This is a genomic window from Rhizobium sullae (assembly GCF_025200715.1).
Classification (GTDB): domain Bacteria; phylum Pseudomonadota; class Alphaproteobacteria; order Rhizobiales; family Rhizobiaceae; genus Rhizobium; species Rhizobium sullae.
The window spans coordinates 711,122-730,211 of the sequence record NZ_CP104144.1; the positions used below are offsets into that span (position 1 = coordinate 711,122).

A 19,090-nucleotide genomic window follows, 5' to 3' on the forward strand; every position below is an offset into this window, starting at 1 on the left:
ATTTCTTGTCGACCAGCGGATACTTTGTTGTGGGCGACCGGACGATTCACCTTCCTTTCGTAGCGGTGAATGCGGTGCGGGGAACTGGCCTGCCTCAGCTTGCCCCAGGGGACCGCGACGATGAGAGGAAACACATCGACGTGGCGGCTAACCCCGCCGTCCCGCCCAGGGTGCAATGGATGCGTTTATACGTTTCGTCGTACGGCACTTATGGAGAAACCATGCATGCCGGCAAAATCTGCGAGCAGGTCGTCCAGGAATGGGCTGTCACAATTTGCCACAATCGACGGCCGGGCCAGTTGAAGAATGTCCCGAGCTATTTTACGATCCTCGACCGAGATGCAATCGACATTCTCAAGGGTCATACGACGTTCGACGGCAAAACCCGATACGACCACGTTTCGAGGATGAAATTGGTGATCGGTGAGCCAGAGACAGTCTGCGACGAGCCGTCGGAACATTGCACGGCGGCAGTTGCCATCTCGCCTCGTCTGCTTGCGATCTGGAGCACATGGCTGTCGGCAAAGTCGCGAGAGACAGCTTCAGCGGCAGGTCTCCGTCAAGGTCGGGCGATCAAATGGTTCGTGGACAGTCAGATCGGAAACATCAGGGCTTCCTTGCCTAAGAGTCCGTTCAAGAAAGCGGATATCGAGCGAGCCTTCTTGTCATTAGCTTGATCATAGCGGTCTGAATGAAGGCGAGGCTTGTGCCAGAGAAGCGCTCGAAATCCTTTGCCATTCGGCGGTTTATGCCGAGCCACGCCAACGTCCGCTCGACGATCCATCGCTTCGGGAGCACCTGAAAGCCGGCCTGATTGCGTTTGACGATTTCCATCGATCGCGGACTGGCCTCTTCGACTGTCGGGCCCTGATACCCGCCATCGCCGCAAATTTTCTCGATGAATGGAAAGCGGTTGACGAGCCTGTCGAAAACAAGTGCTGCTCCATCACGATCCTGAATACCTGCCGAATGAACCTCCGCTTTCAGAAGCATGCCCAGGGTATCAACCAGAATGTGCCGCTTGCGGCCCTTGATCTTCTTGCCTGCGTCGTATCCGATATCGAGACGGGCATCTGGGCCGGTCTTCACCGATTGGCTATCGATGATGGCAAATGACGGCTGTTCTTCGCGCCCCTCAAGCCGCCGCGTCCGGCAGTAGAGCGCGTCATGGATACGACGCCACGTCCCGTCCCGGCAGAACCGCTTGAAATAATGATAGACCGTGCTCTTCGGTGGAAAATCATGCGGCAGCAATGCCCATTGGCAGCCTGACTGCAGCAGATAGAAAATCGCGTCCATCACCGCCCGAAGCGACGTCTTGCGTCGGCGGCCCAGTCGAGGCTGCCTTGGCATAAAGGGTTCGATCAGGCCCCACTCACGGTCAGTCAGATCGCTTGCGTAGCGCATGCGGCTTCTGTCATGATGACGCCGGGTGAAGGGTGTCCAGGCCATTCGATCTCTCCGTATTTGTCGCAAAATACAAAGAATCTGATTGCCGCCCTTCACTCAACCCCACGACCGCCAGCCATTCTTGAACAGACACTAAGTAGATTGTTGTGGCGAGTGTTACCTGGTTCGGATTTGCACTATCCGAAGAACCAGAGCACCGGCATTGCATCAACAGCCGCGAACGACATTCAGACTGCGACTGAGTTTTTGCCGAGGCTTGCTATAGCCGTGCGATATTCTGGACCCCCAGGGCGCTGAGCGGCTACGGCGATAACTGAGAAGGCTGGCCTCGAACGCATGTCGTATGGTTATTCCCCCATCGCCGCGATCCGGATGAAAAATAGCCCGTTCTCGTTTTGAAAGGAAGCTTCAGGAAAATCATCGTGATCACCGGCGTTATAGTGCTCTTTTTCGTTTACACTTCGCTCATCGCGCTGGGGCAAATCGCGACAAGCAGACGCAATGATGAGTTCACGGCTGGGGTGTTCGCAGTCCTGGCATTCGCGGCCATCGTCCTTTTTGCGGTGAGGGTTCGGCAGATGGACCTCACGAAACCTACAATGGTGATCGGACCCAGGCATCTCCAACCAAAAGGTGGCGAGACTCATCTCCGGTGCGTGCGGACGTGGCCCGTGGCGCTTGTTATAGCTGTCCTATGCGTACCCAAGATCCAGCCAACGTCTCGTCTCCAGGTTTTCTCCACGCGAAAGCATGGGCCGAGGCGTATGAGCTGATTGATCTTCAGCTATCGCCCTTGGGATTAAAGCCCATCGAGGCCCTGGGTTTGGATTTGCGAGACGTTGTTCTCGATGTAGGTTGCGGAACTGGGCAGACACTTCTCCAACTCGCCGAGCGGGTCGGAGCTGAAGGGCAGGTGATCGGGGTGGACGTGTCCCCGTTGCTCCTTGAAATCGCCAAGCAGAGGACCGAGCCGCTCGGCCAGGTGAGGTTGATCCGGGCAGATGCTCAGTTTCTGGATTTGCCGTTTGAGTGTGTGGATGCGGTGTTCTCGCGATTTGGTGTGATGTCCTTTAGCGATCCCGTCGCGGCCTTCGCCAACTTCCGTCGAATTCTGAAGCCGTCAGGTGCGCTGGCTTTTAGTTGCTGGCGTTCGCTTCGAGACAACGAGTTGGATCACCTTCCTCTCACCGCAGCGGGAATTCAGGCCACCGTCGACGAAAGTCCCTTCAGTTTTGCTGATCCCGAGTACATACGCCGCACGCTTGAGGCGGCTGGGTTTCGCGAGATCGTTATCCAATCGCACGACGAAAAGGTATCGAGCGGCGATCTCGACGCAACGACTTGGGTACTTCTGAACGTCGGACCGCTCGGAAAGCTCATTCGCGAGAACCCCGTCCTGCGAGCGACAGCCGAGCCTCGGCTGCGTAACGCGCTGGCTGCTTTGGGCGACCCCTCCAGGGTGCAGCTCTCAGCTTCCATCTGGATCGTAACCGCGCGCGCTGGAGCAGCGATCCGGTAACAAGGTGGTGATCACACGCAGATATATCCGATTAACTCACAGCTTTCGGCCGTCGAATTTAAGCGATATGTTTATCGGCTTTAGCGGCGGCTTGGCTGAGGGCGAAGGCGTCGATCTCCTCCACGCTTGCCAAACGAACAACGGCCTTTCCCTGCTGCTCCACTTCGGCGCATAGGGCGCGGATTTTCGGCATCCAGGATTGCTCAACTGTCAATGCCGGGTGAAATTTCCGCAGAAGTGCAACTATGCCGCTCCGGGCGACGTAGAGAATTGGGTATTTTTCGGCGGTCTCCAGCGTTGGCGTTGCGGTGAGGTTGGCAGCCCTTGCATCGTCCCGAGATACGCCGTTCAAGAACGGCGGTCGATCTATTGGCTTCCGCTGTCAAACCCGTAGGCTCGCTGAACAAGAGCGACGCGAATTTCGTATTTCGAGTACCAGTCTCTGCGGCCTCTTCGTTGTGCTTCAACATGGTCGACGACGGCCTTCCATGCGCGGATACTGTCTTCGTCCTTCCAGAACGAGACCAGTATTCCGAAGCCATCTGCGCCGCGAGCGCTTTCGAAGCCAAGATACCCCGGTTGTTGACTAGCAAGTTTGGTCATTGCGTAACCAATATCGCCATATCCATCGTCTACGTTTGTTCGCTGCGAGGTGAAGCTAACCATATAGTATGGTGGTTCTGGTAGGGCGGCTATCTGCATGTGATTTCCTCTGTTTTCGAGGCAGAAGCTACTTGCGCAATCCATTCTACATCCATTTCGTCGGGACCGCTGAGTCTGCTTTTGGCGCGAAGCCGCAGGTTCGTCTGCAGTCGGCCCCAAGGAGACTAAGTTAATCGTTAACTCAGAAGCCTTGTGCACTGTACGATGACCCTTGGTGGGTCATGAGACGATCCTGCGGATTGGCTGCCAGTACCCCTTGTCGGAAGAGCACTCCTCCCTTACGATGTAACAATGTTACAATCAGTCAGTGTAGCGCCGGCCAATCCGGCCAATTCAGCAAGCCCTCGATTTTTTGAGAGCGTTGGCATCAGAACGGGATCGCGCGTTCTCGATATCGGCTGTGGGAACGGTGACCTTAGCCGGTTCGTCGCGAGGCTGGCCGGGCCGCAGGGCGAGGTTGTTGCAGTTGACAGTAGCGAAGCGGCGCTGGCATTGGCACGTGCCGCAGGCGGTGAACCGGATGCGGCGCGGATCACTTATCGCGCGGTCGATCTGGCGGCTGATCTGTACGATCTCGGTCGCTTCGATGTGATCGTCGGACGCCGTGTTCTGATGTATCTCCCAGACGCTTCCGCCACGCTCGCTCGGCTGGTCGGACTTGCGAAGCCTGGGGCGACACTGGCCTTTCAGGAACACGCGCGCGCCAATCTTCCCTTCGGTCTTGCAGCCCTTCCTCTGCATCAACGTCTTTACGATTGGATGTGGGACACAGTTGCAGCCGAGGGCGGCGATGTGACACTTGGTCTGCGCCTCGTTGAACAGATGCGCTCACAGGGGCTTTCGATCGCTCAGGCACGCAACGAAGGCGTTCTGATCCAGCCCGGTGAACCTTCCTTCCTCCCGACCCTCATGCGGATCATGCTGCCACGCTTAATCGAACATAGTGTTGCCTCGGCGGAAGAGGTTCAACCCGATACTCTGGCACAACGGATCGAGGATGAACATCGCGCTGTCGGCGGCACGATCGTCTGGGATCAGGCCTTTCTCGCGGCGGGACAGGTCACGGGCTAACGGCCCTAAGCGGCCATCGCTTTGCGTCTGGCTCCCTTTCCACTTTCTTTGAATTCTCGACTGTTTTGCCAGAGACTCTATTAAAGCCCGATCTACAGCGTCTTTTATGGGAAATCATGGACGAATCTTTCATATGTGCGATATGCGGCACCCAACATGACGGGCTAACAACGGACTGGGCGTTCAAACTGCCCGATGTTGTTTGGAGTATTCCCGAGGACGAGCGGTCCGAAAAGGCAAAGTTCGACCGTGATCTCTGCCAATTTGGCGAACGGTATTTTATGCGATGCATCCTGTACGCGCCGTTTAGAGATCGACCGAGCGAGTTCGGCTGGGGTCTCTGGGCCGAGGTCGAATGGCCCACCTTCAAGAGATATCTTGAGCTTTACGAAGCTGACGGGTCAACTGAAGCCGCCTATGAGGGTTCGCTGGCGAACGCACTTGACGCTTACCAGAGTCATTTGGCGCGGCCGTCGAGATTCATTTTAGAGGGCCATCTGAACGCCCTACGCTTCACCTAAAATCTGATGATCCAAGCCGGTTCGCGGAAGAGCAGCGAAGAGGCATTAGCGACACCCGATACCATGAGATTTTGAAGCTTATCACGCCTGTGTGCTGAACATCGTACCGGCCGCAGTCGGCCCGAAGCAGTGATCCCCTTGCTTGCCAAACAGCGTTAATTGCAGCAGTCTTCGGCGCACATGTTATGTCGTTGAATGCGTGACCAAATGACCCGCTCACTTACGAAATTCGCCTGCCTCGATTGCCAACGAGTGTTCAAGCGACCTGCCGATTGCACACAGAAGGTTTGCCCACGCTGCTCGGGCGTACCTACCGGACGGGTTCAGACTTCAAGCCGCCCTGTGCAAACGATATGAAGGGTTGGGCGGTCGCAAGTTTCCTTATTTTGAAAGGCTTTCCGTACTACAGACTTGGAGTGCCGTATCCAACCACGCTGAACGAAGCCCAGAGATTTGTTGAGGCGAATGCGGCCCTGGCTGTTGATGTCACGGAAAATCGGACCATCCCGCTGCACTGGCCCCGAGATCAGAGGGTGTAGAGTGCCCCTATGACCGCAATTGGCGCAAAAGCGGCCGAGGCTCGTCGGCGATCGGTCCCAAGCAGCCAGCGGCTAGTCATCGCGAAATGCTGCGTTTTAATCGTAGCTGGCCCGCCGACGCTGGAGGTCGTCCTCGCGCAATAGGCGAAGTGCCGCCGCCTTCATCTGTGCAGCGCACAGGAACTGTGGCATAACTGGGCCATGGCGATACATGTCTTGGCGGTCCATCGCGACACGGTCGGGACGGAACAGGCGGCGGGCGGTTCGCTTGCAGCCGCCTATTCCGTGGGGGTTTTCTGCTGGCTGCTGTCGGCCGGCGTCTATATCGCCGCGAAATGGGTCTCTTCGGAGATGCCGCCCTGGGCGCTTTGCTTCTGGCGCGTGCTGATCGCCTGGGCGATCCTGATGCCGATCGTGTACCAGCATTTCGGCGCCATGGTCGCGCTCGTGCGGGCTCGCGGCCTCGAGTTGCTCGCCATCGGCGGTATGGGGCTTGCGATATGCCAGGGCCTGATTTTTGTCGGCCTCGAACATGCCGATGCCACTACCGCCGGCATCATCATCGCCCTGATCCCGATCATCACCATGATTCTTGCCCGTTTCATTCTGGCTGAGCCGATGGGACGCTGGCAGGTGATCGGATCGATCCTCGCCTTTCTCGGGATCGTGGTCATTATCGTCAAGGGCAGCCCGGCTGCGCTCTTGCGTCTCGACCTCAATCCCGGAGAGCTGTGGATCGTCGCTGGCGCGTTCTGTTTCAGCCTCTATACCGTCCTGCTCCGCCGGGCGAAATTCGATGTGAATCGCCTTGCGCTCCTGGTACTCCTCCTCGGTGCGGCGGTCCTGACGGCCCTGCCCTTCTACCTGTTTGAGCTTCTCTCCGACGAGCGCTCGACGCTGAATGCCAGCGGCCTTATCGCGCTCGGCTATGTCGCGATCCCGGGCGGCGCGGTTATGTATTATCTCTTCAATCGCAGCATCGAGGCCCTGGGAGCGGCGCGGGCGGGCGTGCTGCTTTACATCCAGACGATCTTTATCGCCGTGCTCGCCTACCTGTTCCTCGGCGAACAGTTGCAACGTTATCATCTCGAAGGCGCGGCACTCATAGTCGCCGGCTTGCTTCTCATCATCCTGCTGAAGCCAACGACCAGAGCGGAGGCGACCAAAGCCTGAGGACGAACGCAATGGCTTCCTAGTGACCGCTTCTGGCGCATTGCTGCCCACTGGCGCTGTCCGATTCCGGCTAGAAGCAGCAGGAAGTCAGCACTTCGTGGCGACTGTCCCCCATCCTTCGTACCGCAGGTTGAAACGCTTTTCGATTTTCAGCGCGGTCAAAGTCAGGCTGTCAATTGAAGAAGATCGGGCGTCCGATTGCAGCGATAGGTCGATAGCAACTTTGCCGTCTGGCATTCGGACGGACTGGATTACGATGAAGCCAAGTTCAGCAGCCGCTTCGGAGAGTTCTGATATCGCTGATTAGAGCCAACGAAGCGGAGGTCGATTGGCCGAACCACGGAAGAGCAATCCCCATTCCTTTGCAAGCTGGGAGTACATCAGCATCCGCCGCTCGTTCCGCTCTAAGCCGAACCTCATCCACCCCGGGGGGGGTCCAGAATGGTCGTCATAACGATACCGAACAAAATTCCTTGAAGCATTTCTTTCAGTAGATTTTTTCAGACGTGGATGCAACTTGCATGAAGCTCCGATGTCCGGTGGCGCGATCCGGAAAAAATTGTTCGTCCTTTGTCGGCGCCCAAGCGGGTACTTGCCCACAAACTGGCTCACCTTCGCTCTGGGGCGGTTTGCCCTAGCCGTGGCTCTGCCCCAGCCAGAAGCCGCTGAATATTGGCGCGACGACGCACGATCACGTACAGGCCACCTGCGACCACTAGCAACCGATAGGGCATTGGGTGCTCGAAGCTGAAGACGAGTACGATCGCTGTGGAGGCAGCGAGTATCGAGCTAAGGGACACGATGCGAAAGATGGCCAGCACGACATCCCAAACCGCCACTGCGCCTAATCCTACCGGCAGCGATATCGCCAGCAAAACGCCGAGGCCTGTGGCTGCAGATCTCCCACCTGTGAACTTCAGCCAGACCGAACGACCGTGCCCTAGCAACACCGCCAATCCCGATAGGCAAACCGTCGATGGCACCAAGGTCCGGATATCTGTGGGCGACGCGATGGACGGTTGTGTAGATAACAAAGGGTAATACCAGCGAGCAAAGACTATCGCGGCCGCGCCTTTCAACACATCGACAAGAAGCACGAACAGCGCAGGCCATTTGCCGAGGGTACGCAGCACGTTCGTCGCTCCGGTGGATTTGGAGCCGTGCTCTCGGATATCGATACCTCGAAGCAGTTTTCCTGCGAGGTAACCAGTCGGCGCAGAACCGAGAAGATAAGCAATCAGCAATCCAAAGGTACTTCCTATCCAAAACACCATCGAACCCAACTTTCCTCGAAGGTTATCGTCGTCTTTTCGTTCCAGCCAGACGCACTTGGCTGTGGGGCAAAGTCAAGCATCGATGCCCCTCCATGGCGGCGATAAGCGCACCGAGTTCGTTACCGATTGGCAGCTTGCCGAGGCCTGGGAAATCCATGAGCAACACAAAAATATAAAGGCCACCAGAGCAGGGGGCAGCATTGGTGCGCGAATCGGACTGCGCAGCGACAATCTGGATGAGACTCTTATGTCGCAAAAGCATCAATATAACGAACGACGCGAGCTGCCGGTTGGACTGTCCTTCCATGTCAGGACGAACACACGAAGCCAATTGTCATAAGCGAATTTCCGCAGGGTCAGCTCGTCAAACCCACCTTTGCGCATAGCCTCGAAGAGATGTGGCAAGCCGCTCGCATCCTTGACCTGATGGGGAACGACGGCACCGTCAAAATCCCAAGGGCGACCTTGTCTTCTCCTAAGCGATTGATGAGATAATCGATGTGCCGGATTACGACGTCGAACGAGGTATCGTCATCTAGGTGGCCATCGGCGCGAATGTCATTGACGGCGAGGTTGAAGCCGATCACGAACCTCTTCAGCGGGCGGCAATGCGTGTGAGGCTGCACCTTTCGTGGTCTCTTTTCCGAAAGGGCAAACGCCTCGGATCGACGGTCCGCTCGATAGTTGCCTTCCAGTGACTGTCAAACCATCGGATGGCAAACTCACTCTCTCCACCCCGGCAACGCCGAACGAGCCGGGGCGAAAGTGGGAGTGGACCGCCAGTGCCGGTTTCAAGGAACTCCAAGGCGAGGCCTTCGTCACTGATACTTCCAAGGGCTGGGACCAGCTCAGGGAGCGCTCGGTGGCGCATCCGGGAGGGTTGCTGGATTATGCGGAGGTGGCCGCAGAGATTAACCGTCTCGCCGGAGCCGACAAAGCGCTGATCAATGATATCCTCCTTGGTGTGGGGTCTGGTGAGTTCAAGGGTGACCTTTTCGTCGGCACAGCTTGTTCGCGGCATATGTGCTCGGATCAAGAGGCCGTAGTTGTCGCCGACCTTGCTTCGAGGACCGTCTACCTCGCTTGGAAGCCGTCTGGTCAGAAGATCAAGGTGAACCCGGCTGTGAAGATATGGCCTGAAAAGGCGAAGGTGGAACTTCGCCAGTGGGCAGCGAAATGGAAATAATGCGACAATTCCACCGACCGAGCTGCCTGCGGTTCCACGGAGTCTCCGTGGCCGCAGCAGCAGTCGCCTAGCAATCAGATTCCTCTGTCATCGCTGAACGATGACCCGCGTTCCCGGCTGGACCATCTCGTAAAGCTCCTCGACGTCCTCGCGGTACATCCGAAAGCAACCGCTTGACGCGTTGGTGCCTATGGAGGAGGGGTCGTTTGTCCCGTGTATGCGTAGTAGCCCGTCGGCAAGGTAGATCGCCCGGGTTCCAAGCGGGTTGGCGGGGCCAGACTTCACGACGGCCGGAAGCCTTGGGTTCTTCTGCCGCATACTCGCCGTCGGACGCCATTCGGGATGCTCTCGCTTCGACACCACCCGAGTTGATCCGTACCATTGCTTGCCTTCGCGGCCGACGGCGATGGGGTAAGCATACTGCTCGCCCCAAGGTGTCGTGTAAATAAGCGTATGCTCATGTGTCGCGATTACGATGGTTCCCCTCGCGCTTCGTGTCGACGGTCTGCGCTCACGCAAGGGTTCCTGATAGCGAGGCATTGGCTCGTAATCGAGCGGTGGCGGATAAGGACTGTACGGGTCTTCATAGCCGTAGTCCCCGTATTCGTCATATCCATCGTATGGTCCATAAACTTGGGCTTGGGCTTGAAACACCGTTAGCAAAATGGCCACAGCAAGAAGAGCCAGCAATCTCATTTTTCGCCGTCCGCTTGTTAAACAAGAATGATTGGGCCGAACTCTATGGCGGCACTATGACCGCTGGGTCTCAAGGACGTCGAGCGATGTTGTCGCCCGTAATCCGACCGCCTCCCTCACTTCACTGTTGCCGAAATCGCAATCTGGCATCTGTCAATGCCATCATGACGGTTATCGGCTGCCGCGACCGTTCACTGGGATATTCATGTGACATACATCTCTTCAACCAACCACTCACGAAGATATCTCCACATAAAGCGCTTCAATCATCTGGCAGTAATATTCCGGATTTTCAGCAGGGGAAGAATGAGCCTCCCGCCGAAGCTCCCAACTCGCATGAAAGTCCTCAAGATTCCCCGTGTTGCCGATAGTGCGTCGACACATGAGCGACTGAGACAAGAGCAGAAACGCGAACTCGTACCAGGATTGCATCTCTCTCGTTGAAAGAGTTTTGGCAAAAAATCCTTGTTCGGTGTGACCATCACCAGACCTTCGGCGTGTAACCGAGGCCGACCCTTGCTGGACGCGCTTAAAGCGGTACCACTAGCTGGGAGGATCTAAAATGATCCGCAGCTGGAAATGCGGCTTCATGCTTCGTTTTCGGGGCCAAACAGCCCGACTGGACGAAGCTAATGGAACATTGGCGCCAACCAACGTCCCTCGCGGAAGATTGTGAAGTGTGTCGCTAACAATTGTCTTGGCATCTTGACGGGTCGCAGTCTTTGAGAAATGCTAAGATGTCAGACCAATTTTACGTCTGCTTGGGAAGACAACGGGGAACCATGAAGGCAAATGTCAGCGATAATCCCTTGATCCGGCCGCTTCCGGTAATGGATCGCGCCCGTCAGGTCACCGAAGCGTTGGCTCACTACGTCGATGCCGCAAAGCTTAAGACAGGTGACAGGCTGCCTGCCGAACGCGAACTCATGGCAGCCCTTGCCGTCGGCCGTTCGACCATTCGCGAGGCGATCCGGCACTTTCAGGCACTTGGAGTCATCGAGACGCGCAAGGGAAGCGGCACCTATCTGCTGAAGCCGGTTTCCAAGGCGACCATCCACATGCCGCTGTCGCTCGACACTGCGCATCTTCGCGACGTGCTTTTGCAGACGCTGGAGGTTCGCCGCGGCATCGAATGCGAGGCGGGCATGGTGGCCGCGCGGCGCAGAACAGCCAGAGATCTCGTGATCATCGAGGAGAAGCTCGGTGAGATGGAACGAGTGCACCATGCGAAGGGCACATCCGGTCCCGAAGACCTCGCCTTTCACATGGCGGTTTACGACGCAACTCACAATCCGCTGTTCGGTCAGCTTCTTGAACAGATGCGTGAGGCCTTCGAGCGCTTCTGGACCCACCCGTTCGACCGAGAAGACTTCGCGCGCCGGTCCTTTCCGTTCCACCGCACGCTTTTCAACGCGATCGGCGCTCAGGACGCGGAGGCTGCTCGCGAAGAAACATTGAAAATTCTCGAGGTCGTCGAGGAAGACATCAAGGAAATGTCCAAATGAGCAGCGGCTTGCAACCGTTCGATCTTGCTTCGCTGATCACCGCGCACGATGAGGGCAACTTTGCCGACGCGGTCGTTCCGCCGATTTTTCAGACATCGCTTTTCACCTTTACCGATTACGACGACATGATCGCCTCCTATCGCGGCGAGAAGGTGCGACCGATCTATACGCGCGGGCTCAACCCGACGGTGCGTATGTTCGAGGAAATGCTGGCAAAGCTCGAAGGCGCGGAAGACGCGGTCGGCTTTGCAAGCGGCATGTCGGCGATCTCGTCTGCAGTTTTAAGCTTCGTCGAGCCTGGCGACCGGATCGTGGCAGTCAAGCATGTCTATCCCGATGCTTTCCGTCTATTCGGCACGATCCTGAAGCGCATGAAGGTTGAAGTGACCTATGTCGATGGACGCGACGAGGAGGCAATCGCCAAGGCGCTGCCCGGCGCCAAGGTTTTTTACATGGAAAGCCCGACGAGCTGGATTATGGAAGCCCATGACGTCGGCGCGCTTGCGGCACTTGCCAGGGGGCAGGGCGTCGTCACGATGATAGACAATAGCTGGGCTAGCCCTTTCTTCCAGCAGCCGCTGACCTTGGGTGTCGATCTCGTCATTCACTCGGCCTCGAAATATCTCGGCGGCCACAGCGATGTCGTCGCCGGCGTCGTTGCAGGCTCCAAGGAAATGATCGCGCACATCAAGGCCGAGGCCTATCCTTATCTCGGCGGCAAGCTTTCGCCCTTCGATGCCTGGCTCCTGATCCGCGGTCTCCGTACCCTGCCGCTTCGCATGAAGGCCCACGAGGCTGCGGCGATGACGATCGCCCAGCGCCTGCAGGCGCTCGATGTGGTCGAGCAGGTCTGCCATCCCGGCCTTACCAACCGCCTGCCTGTAGGCCTCAACGGCACGTCGGGCCTCTTTTCGTTCATATTCCGCGATGGCGTCGATATCCGCGCCTTCGCCGATCACCTCAAGCTCTTCAAACTGGGAGTGAGCTGGGGTGGACATGAAAGCCTGATCGTACCAGGCGAGGTCGTGCTTCAGCAGAAAGCGCAGCCGAATTCCGCGCATGCCTTTGGCATTCATCCGCGGTCCGTACGCCTCCATGTCGGCCTCGAAGGAACCGAGGCGCTGTGGAGAGATATCGAAGCGGCGATTGCTGCCGCTTCATAATCTTCAACCTGAGAGAACACCAAAAAGGGGGAACTGAGCATGAAAAGACTGATAACCGCAACGCTCTTCGCCACGATGATGGCAGGCACGGCCCTTGCCGATACGACGCTGAAGCTCGTCGAAGTCATCACCAGTCCGGAGCGCACCGAGACGCTGAAATCGATCGTCGGCAAGTTCGAAGCCGAAAACCCGGGCACCAAGGTCGAGATCATCTCGCTGCCCTGGAACGAAGCCTTCCAGAAGTTCGCGACCATGGTATCGGCGGGCGATACGCCCGATGTGATGGAAATGCCCGACACCTGGCTTTCGCTTTATGGCAACAATGGCATGCTCGAAAGCCTTGAGCCCTATCTCGAAAAGTGGGAGCACACCAAGGAACTGACGCCGCGCGCGCTCGAACTCGGCCGCGATGTCAAGGACACGGCCTATATGCTGCCGTACGGCTTCTACCTGCGCGCCATGTTCTACAACAAGAAGCTGCTGCAGGATGCAGGTGTCGCCGAACCGCCGAAGACGATGGACGAATTCACCAAGGCCTCCGAAGCGGTCTCCAAGATCTCCGGCAAATACGGCTACTGCATGCGCGGCGGCCCGGGCGGCCTCAACGGCTGGATGATCTTCGCCGCCTCCATGGCAGGCGACAACAAGTATTTCAACGAAGACGGCACCTCGACCATGAACAGCCCCGGCTGGGCAAAAGGCATCGAGTGGATGGTCGACCTCTACAAGAAGGGCTATGCGCCGAAGGACAGCGTGAACTGGGGCTTCAACGAGGTCGTTGCCGGCTTTTACTCCGGCACCTGCGCTTTCCTCGACCAGGATCCGGATGCCTTGATCGCGATTGCCGAGCGCATGAAGAAGGAGGACTTCGGCGTCATCCCGCTGCCGAAAGGCCCGGACGGCAAATCGTTCCCGACGATCGGCTATGCGGGCTGGTCGATGTTCACGACGAGCCAGAACAAGGATCTTTCCTGGAAGCTGATTGCAACGCTCGAAGGTCCGGAAGGCAACATTGAGTGGAACAAGAAGATCGGCGCCCTGCCGGCCTACACGGCCGCCGAGAAGGATCCCTTCTATGCGGGCGACCAGTTCAAGGGCTGGTTCGAAGAACTGGCCGACCCAAACACGGTTCCGACCGTCATGCCGACCTATCTCGAAGAATTCGCCTTCTTCAAGGATTCGCTGGCGATCAAGACCTCGCAGCAGGCACTTCTCGGCGACATCACACCGAAGGAACTGGCCGATCAGTGGGCCGATTACCTGACCAAGGCACAGCAGAAGTTCCTGGCCAAGAAGTAAAACGGCTGGCTTTGAGGCTGGAGCCTCTCATCCCACCCTTCGGGCCACCTTCTCTACAGTGGGGAGAAGGGACCCGAGAGGTCGCGCCATCGGAGAGAGGGTGCCGGCAGGCGGATGAGGGGGCTGGCCGCCGGACAAGACTTTCGCGTAACATGATGAGAGCCGCAACCCGATGACTATGACCGCCGACACGCGCGACATGCGCCCCGACCGCAGGCCGTGGCTTCAGCGTCTTGCGGATGCCTCGGAACCTTATCTCTACAGCGCGCCGTCGCTGATCCTCATCATCGCGGTCATGCTGGTGCCACTTGTGGTGGGCATTTCCTATGCTTTCCGCGATATCCAGCTTCTGAACCCATTTTCCGGTGGTTTCATCGGGCTTGAGCATTTCCGCGCCCTTTCGGCGGATGCAGCCTTCTACGGCGCGCTTCGGAATACGCTGTGGTGGACCGGGGCTTCCGTCATCTTGCAGTTCATCTTCGGGCTCATCCTGGCGCTGCTCCTCGACAAGCCGTTCTGGGGCAGGGGTATCGTTCAGGCGCTGGTCTTCCTGCCGTGGGCGGTCCCATCCTTCCTTGCCGGTCTCAACTGGGCCTGGCTATTTAATCCTGTGATCGGGCCGATCCCGCACTGGCTCTTCGGTCTCGGGCTAATGGGCGCGCCCAGCAATATCCTCTCTGATCCGCAATATGCGATGTGGGGACCGATCATCGCCAATGTCTGGTGGGGCATTCCATTCTTCGCGATCACGCTGCTTGCCGCACTTCAGGCAATCCCGCGCGATCTCTACGAAGCTGCGTCCATCGATGGCGCCGGCTGGTTCCAGCGTTTCCGTTCGATCACGCTTCCCTTCCTTGCGCCAACGATTGCCATCACCGTGCTGCTGCGCACCGTCTGGGTGTCGAACTTCGCCGACCTCATCGTGGTCATGACCGGCGGCGGACCTGCGGACCGAACGCAGATCGTCGCCAGCTACATCTTTACTCAGGCCTTCAGGCGGCTCGATTTCGGCTATGCCTCGGCGATCGCGCTGGTTCTGCTCGCGCTGCTGCTTGCCTATTCCATGCTGATCATCCTGCTTAGGCAGACTTTGCTGAACAAGGACTGAACCGATGAGACGATCCATCATTCCGACCGTCGCGCATCGGTTGGCGATCCTCTGCTATATCGGTTTCGCGCTCTTCCCGCTCTTCTGGCTGCTGAAGGTCTCGGTGACGCCGAACGATCTTCTTTATAGCGAAGGCGTTCGCATGTGGCCGTCGCGCACGACCTGGGATCACTATTCCTTCGTGCTTCAGCACAGTGCCTTTCCGACCTTCTTCAAGAACAGCTTGATCGTGTCGGCTTCTACTGCGGTGGCGGTGACGATCTGCGCCTCGCTTTCCGGTTATGCGCTGTCGCGCTTCAACTTCCGGGCAAAATACTGGATCGTCGCGCTGATGCTTTTGACGCAGATGTTCCCGCTGGTCATGCTCGTCGCACCCATCTTCAAGATCCTCTCGCCGTTGCACCTGACGAACAGCCTGACCGGCCTCGTCGTCGTCTATACGGCCTTCAACGTGCCCTTCGCGACCTTCCTGATGCAGTCCTTCTTCGACGGCATCCCGAAGGATCTTGAAGAGGCCGCGCTGATCGATGGCGCCACACAGTTCACCGCGTTTCGGCAAATCATACTGCCGCTGACGCTTCCGGGGATTGCTGCAACGCTCGGCTTCGTCTTCACGGCGGCGTGGAGCGAGCTGCTCTTCGCGCTTATGCTCATCAACGGTAACGACGCGGCGACCTTCCCGGTCGGCCTTCTCACGTTCGTTTCGAAATTCTCCGTGGATTTCGGGCAAATGATGGCGGCGGGCGTCATGGCGCTCATTCCAGCCGGCCTCTTCTTCCTACTCATTCAGCGTTATCTCGTCCAGGGCCTGACGGCCGGCGCGGTCAAGGGTTAGTCACATGGCATCGATCGATATCCAGAACATCAAGAAAGCCTATGGCCACGTACAGGTGCTGCATGACATCGATCTGCGCATCAAGGACGGGGAATTCGTCGTGCTCGTCGGCCCGTCGGGCTGCGGCAAATCCACCTTGCTGCGCATGATCGCGGGGCTGGAAGACGTCACCGGCGGTGAAATCCGCATTGCCGGCAAGCGGGTCAACGAGCTGCACCCGAAGGACCGGGACATCGCCATGGTGTTCCAGTCCTACGCGCTTTATCCGCACATGAACGTCGCCGGAAACATGAGCTACAGCCTGAAGCTCAGGAAGACGGCGAAGGAAAAGATTGCGAGTGCGGTTGCAAATGCAGCCTCTAAACTTGGCCTCGATCCGCTGCTTGAACGACGGCCGAAGGCACTTTCTGGCGGCCAGCGGCAGCGTGTCGCCATGGGCCGGGCCATCGTGCGTCAGCCGAAGGCCTTCCTCTTCGACGAGCCGCTTTCGAACCTCGACGCGCGTCTTCGCGAACAGATGCGGGCGGAGATCAAGAAACTGCATGGTGACCTGAAGGCGACCTCGATCTATGTGACGCACGACCAGATCGAGGCGATGACGCTGGCGGACCGGATCGTCGCCATGCATGGCGGGGTCGTCCAGCAGGTCGGCAGCCCGCTCGAACTCTACGACAGGCCCGCCAATCTTTTCGTCGCAGGCTTCATCGGCTCACCGGGTATGAATTTCCTCGATGCAATTTACGAGGCGAGCGGGGTCAGGCTCAAGGACGGGACACTGGTTCCACTATCGGCGCCGCTTGCGCTTTCGAGCGGCGCGAAAGTCACGCTCGGCATCCGTCCGGAGCATGTGGTCATGTCGGATCAAAGCGGCATCAGCGCTGAGGTCGAACTCGTCGAGCCGACGGGCTTCGGCATTATCCTGCATCTCTCACTGCACGGGTTGCCGTTCAAAGTCTTCACGCTTGACCGCGATGCGCTGGCGTGCGGGCCGAAAGTCAACGTCTCCTTTCCGGCACAGCATCTGCATCTATTCAATAGCGAGGGGAACAGGGCAGGCTGACGTCTCTTCCTCCGCCCCGTCGGCTACGGCATCCACAGTGCGGCCTGGCGCTTGCTGATTTTTCCGTGTTCGTCCCATGCTTCTGGTACCAATCGAAATCAGACATGTGGGCAAGCTCCGTGTTAGACGACGCTGTCGCACAGCTGAAAAAATCGATGATGCGGTCTATCGGACCACTGGCCCGTTCGCCTTCTTCCAGGCGTCGAGGCCACCTTCGATGTGGCAGGCGCTGGCAAGTCCGGCGTCATGGGCTGCCTGCACGGCCATCGCCGAACGTTCGCCGAAGGCGCAGTAGAACAGGACGCGCTTGCCGGTGGCGGTCGCCATTTCATGCAGCATGCCGCCCGCGCTGATGTTTTCCTGTAAATCCAGATAAGGTGCATGCAGAGAGCCGGGGATCGTTCCATGCTTCTCGCGTTCTGCCTTCTCGCGCAGATCGACGATTGCAATGTCGGGGCGGCCGCGCAGCGTCACCGCGTCGGCAGCCGAGACGGCCCAGCCTTTGCGTGCGATCTCGTCTTGATGCAGACCGACATGAATATTTGCGGGCACGGCCACATCCATCATCTTCGGATTTGGCAGCTTCAGGTTGTTCATGAGGTCGGCATATTCGTCAGCCGATCGAACCTTGAGGCGCGGATTGAAGCGCTTCTCCTCGCCGATGGTCGAGACCGTGTCGCCCTTATAGTCGTGCGCCGGATAGACCAGCGTCTCGTCCGGCAATTTGAGGAGTTTGTTGAAGATGGAATCATATTGCTGAAGCGGATTGCCGTTCTGGAAATCGGTGCGTCCGGTGCCGCGGATGAGCAGCGTGTCGCCCGTGAACACGCGGCCGTTCATGAGGAAGGAATAGGAATCGTCGGTATGGCCGGGCGTATAGAGCACGTCGAGGCTCAGTCCCTCGATCGCGACACGGTCGCCTTCGGTCACGCGCATCGAGACGACATCGGCAAGCGTCTGTTCGCCCATCACGGTAATGCAATGGGTGCGGTCGCGCAGTGCGCCCAACCCGGTAATGTGGTCGGCGTGCAGATGCGTATCCACGGCCTTGACCAGCTTGAGGTCAAGCTCTTCCACGAGCTTGAGATAGCGATCGACCTTCTCGAGCACCGGATCGATGATGAGCGCCTCGCCCCCTTGCCGGCTGGCGATGAGATAGGTGTAGGTGCCGGAAACGCTGTCGAAGAGCTGACGGAAGATCATCGGCACCCCCTTTCGCAATGTTGCCCCGGACGAACCGGATGCTGCTGTTACGTCTCTGGCTGCGGGACGATCCGGATGTAGGGCTTCGGCGCGTTCCATCCTTTCGGATAGATCGTCCTGGCTTCGTCGTCGCTCACTGAGCCGGCGATGATGACGTCTTCGCCTTGCTTCCAGTTCACCGGCGTTGCGACCCTGTGTTTGGCCGTCAGCTGCAGCGAGTCGATCACACGCAGCACTTCATCGAAATTGCGGCCGGTGGTCATCGGATAGACGAGGATCAGCTTGATCTTTTTGTCCGGGCCGATGACGAAGACGTTACGCACCGTCTGGTTGTCGGCCGGCGTGCGCGTCGTCGGATCGCCCGATACTGCTGCCGGAAGCATGCCATAGAGCTTCGACACGTTGTAGTCGGTATCGGCAATCATCGGGAAATTCGGTGCTGCGCCCTGGGTTTCCTTGATGTCGCTTGCCCAGCCGGAATGGCGGTCGAGCGGATCGACGGACAAGCCAATGATCTTCACTCCGCGTCTATCGAACTCGGGCTTGATCCTGGCCATGTAGCCCAGTTCGGTGGTGCAAACCGGCGTGAAATCCTTCGGATGTGAGAACAGGACGGCCCAGGAATTGCCGATCCAGTCGTGAAACTGAATCTTGCCTTCGGTCGTTTCTGCCTGGAAATCCGGTGCGATATCGTTGATTGCGAGAGACATGATCTCCTCCACCTGACAAATGGTTGCCAAAACGTTTCGCAGGTATGGTTATTGGGCATTTCTCTAAAATAAGCAATGCGTAATATAAGGGATGGCGCTTTCTTCGATGCCGCCGGCAACATATTTGAGAAGTCGTCGGCAATACATTTGACCTT

The 19,090-nt window shown here is 57.9% G+C and carries 21 protein-coding genes; 12 read left to right on the forward strand and 9 right to left on the reverse strand.

The window, feature by feature from the left end:
- Window positions 1-29: 29 nt before the first annotated feature.
- Window positions 30-677, forward strand: coding sequence for a hypothetical protein (locus N2599_RS24105; protein ID WP_156915333.1), 648 nt, complete (start codon window positions 30-32; stop codon window positions 675-677).
- Here the strand turns inward: N2599_RS24105 and N2599_RS24110 are convergent.
- Together N2599_RS24110 and N2599_RS24115 are read right to left on the reverse strand one after the other, a co-directional pair.
- Window positions 634-1,452, reverse strand: a complete 819-nt coding sequence (locus N2599_RS24110; RefSeq protein WP_087003020.1) for an IS5 family transposase — start codon at window positions 1,450-1,452, stop codon at window positions 634-636. The two genes, N2599_RS24105 and N2599_RS24110, sit on opposite strands and share 44 nt — an antisense overlap.
- 305 nt (window positions 1,453-1,757) lie before the next feature.
- A complete protein-coding gene (locus tag N2599_RS24115) occupies window positions 1,758-2,057 on the reverse strand; it encodes a hypothetical protein (RefSeq protein WP_156915296.1) in 300 nt (99 codons plus the stop codon).
- 47 nt (window positions 2,058-2,104) lie between these two features.
- On the opposite strand from N2599_RS24115, the gene N2599_RS24120 reads away from it, so the two are divergent.
- Window positions 2,105-2,929, forward strand: coding sequence for a class I SAM-dependent methyltransferase (locus N2599_RS24120; protein WP_245209261.1), 825 nt, complete (start codon window positions 2,105-2,107; stop codon window positions 2,927-2,929).
- 58 nt (window positions 2,930-2,987) lie between these two features.
- Here N2599_RS24120 and N2599_RS24125 read toward each other — a convergent pair whose 3' ends face one another.
- Together N2599_RS24125 and N2599_RS24130 are read right to left on the reverse strand one after the other, a co-directional pair.
- Entirely contained in the window at window positions 2,988-3,122 is a 135-nt protein-coding gene (locus tag N2599_RS24125; RefSeq protein ID WP_260308576.1) for a hypothetical protein, read from the reverse strand.
- Between the two features lie 173 nt (window positions 3,123-3,295).
- Window positions 3,296-3,631, reverse strand: a complete 336-nt coding sequence (locus N2599_RS24130) for an antibiotic biosynthesis monooxygenase family protein (RefSeq protein ID WP_027511047.1) — start codon at window positions 3,629-3,631, stop codon at window positions 3,296-3,298.
- A 252-nt stretch (window positions 3,632-3,883) separates the two neighbouring features.
- Here N2599_RS24130 and N2599_RS24135 point away from each other — a divergent pair, with 252 nt between their 5' ends.
- The 3 genes from N2599_RS24135 (at window position 3,884) to N2599_RS24145 (ending at window position 6,896) form a co-directional block, all read left to right on the forward strand.
- Entirely contained in the window at window positions 3,884-4,663 is a 780-nt protein-coding gene (locus N2599_RS24135) for a class I SAM-dependent methyltransferase (RefSeq protein WP_051336626.1), read from the forward strand.
- Window positions 4,664-4,779: 116 nt separating this feature from the next.
- Window positions 4,780-5,184, forward strand: coding sequence for a DUF2199 domain-containing protein (locus tag N2599_RS24140; protein ID WP_209444073.1), 405 nt, complete (start codon window positions 4,780-4,782; stop codon window positions 5,182-5,184).
- A gap of 740 nt (window positions 5,185-5,924) precedes the next feature.
- Window positions 5,925-6,896 (forward strand): DMT family transporter, encoded by a 972-nt coding sequence (locus tag N2599_RS24145; RefSeq protein ID WP_027511045.1) that lies wholly within the window; start codon window positions 5,925-5,927, stop codon window positions 6,894-6,896.
- A gap of 87 nt (window positions 6,897-6,983) precedes the next feature.
- On the opposite strand, the gene N2599_RS24150 is transcribed toward N2599_RS24145, so the two are convergent.
- Together N2599_RS24150 and plsY are read right to left on the reverse strand one after the other, a co-directional pair.
- A complete protein-coding gene (locus N2599_RS24150) occupies window positions 6,984-7,133 on the reverse strand; it encodes a hypothetical protein (protein WP_245209260.1) in 150 nt (49 codons plus the stop codon).
- Between the two features lie 371 nt (window positions 7,134-7,504).
- Entirely contained in the window at window positions 7,505-8,170 is a 666-nt protein-coding gene (gene plsY / locus N2599_RS24155; RefSeq protein ID WP_027511044.1) for a glycerol-3-phosphate 1-O-acyltransferase PlsY, read from the reverse strand.
- 631 nt (window positions 8,171-8,801) lie between these two features.
- Between plsY and N2599_RS24165 the strand changes: the two genes are divergently transcribed.
- A complete protein-coding gene (locus N2599_RS24165; protein WP_511459604.1) occupies window positions 8,802-9,356 on the forward strand; it encodes an Ivy family c-type lysozyme inhibitor in 555 nt (184 codons plus the stop codon).
- Window positions 9,357-9,443: 87 nt separating this feature from the next.
- Here the strand turns inward: N2599_RS24165 and N2599_RS24170 are convergent, their stop codons facing one another.
- Complete coding sequence (locus N2599_RS24170) at window positions 9,444-10,052, reverse strand: L,D-transpeptidase (protein WP_027511041.1); 609 nt, start codon at window positions 10,050-10,052, stop codon at window positions 9,444-9,446.
- A 782-nt stretch (window positions 10,053-10,834) separates the two neighbouring features.
- On the opposite strand from N2599_RS24170, the gene N2599_RS24175 reads away from it, so the two are divergent.
- The 6 genes from N2599_RS24175 to N2599_RS24200 all read left to right on the forward strand — a co-directional run bounded on the left by N2599_RS24175 (window position 10,835) and on the right by N2599_RS24200 (window position 17,022).
- A complete protein-coding gene (locus N2599_RS24175) occupies window positions 10,835-11,557 on the forward strand; it encodes a FadR/GntR family transcriptional regulator (protein WP_027511040.1) in 723 nt (240 codons plus the stop codon).
- Window positions 11,554-12,720, forward strand: coding sequence for a PLP-dependent transferase (locus tag N2599_RS24180; protein WP_027511039.1), 1,167 nt, complete (start codon window positions 11,554-11,556; stop codon window positions 12,718-12,720). The genes N2599_RS24175 and N2599_RS24180 overlap by 4 nt, the downstream gene beginning before the upstream one ends.
- Window positions 12,721-12,759: 39 nt before the next feature.
- Entirely contained in the window at window positions 12,760-14,019 is a 1,260-nt protein-coding gene (locus tag N2599_RS24185) for an ABC transporter substrate-binding protein (protein WP_027511038.1), read from the forward strand.
- A 172-nt stretch (window positions 14,020-14,191) separates the two neighbouring features.
- Window positions 14,192-15,127, forward strand: coding sequence for a carbohydrate ABC transporter permease (locus N2599_RS24190; protein ID WP_027511037.1), 936 nt, complete (start codon window positions 14,192-14,194; stop codon window positions 15,125-15,127).
- A gap of 4 nt (window positions 15,128-15,131) precedes the next feature.
- Window positions 15,132-15,962: a carbohydrate ABC transporter permease gene (locus tag N2599_RS24195; protein ID WP_027511036.1), complete on the forward strand. Its 831-nt coding sequence runs from the start codon at window positions 15,132-15,134 to the stop codon at window positions 15,960-15,962.
- A gap of 4 nt (window positions 15,963-15,966) precedes the next feature.
- Window positions 15,967-17,022: an ABC transporter ATP-binding protein gene (locus N2599_RS24200; RefSeq protein WP_027511035.1), complete on the forward strand. Its 1,056-nt coding sequence runs from the start codon at window positions 15,967-15,969 to the stop codon at window positions 17,020-17,022.
- A gap of 165 nt (window positions 17,023-17,187) precedes the next feature.
- On the opposite strand, the gene N2599_RS24205 is transcribed toward N2599_RS24200, so the two are convergent.
- Window positions 17,188-18,225, reverse strand: coding sequence for an MBL fold metallo-hydrolase (locus N2599_RS24205; RefSeq protein WP_027511034.1), 1,038 nt, complete (start codon window positions 18,223-18,225; stop codon window positions 17,188-17,190).
- A gap of 47 nt (window positions 18,226-18,272) precedes the next feature.
- Complete coding sequence (locus N2599_RS24210) at window positions 18,273-18,935, reverse strand: peroxiredoxin (protein WP_027511033.1); 663 nt, start codon at window positions 18,933-18,935, stop codon at window positions 18,273-18,275.
- Window positions 18,936-19,090: the final 155 nt, after the last annotated feature.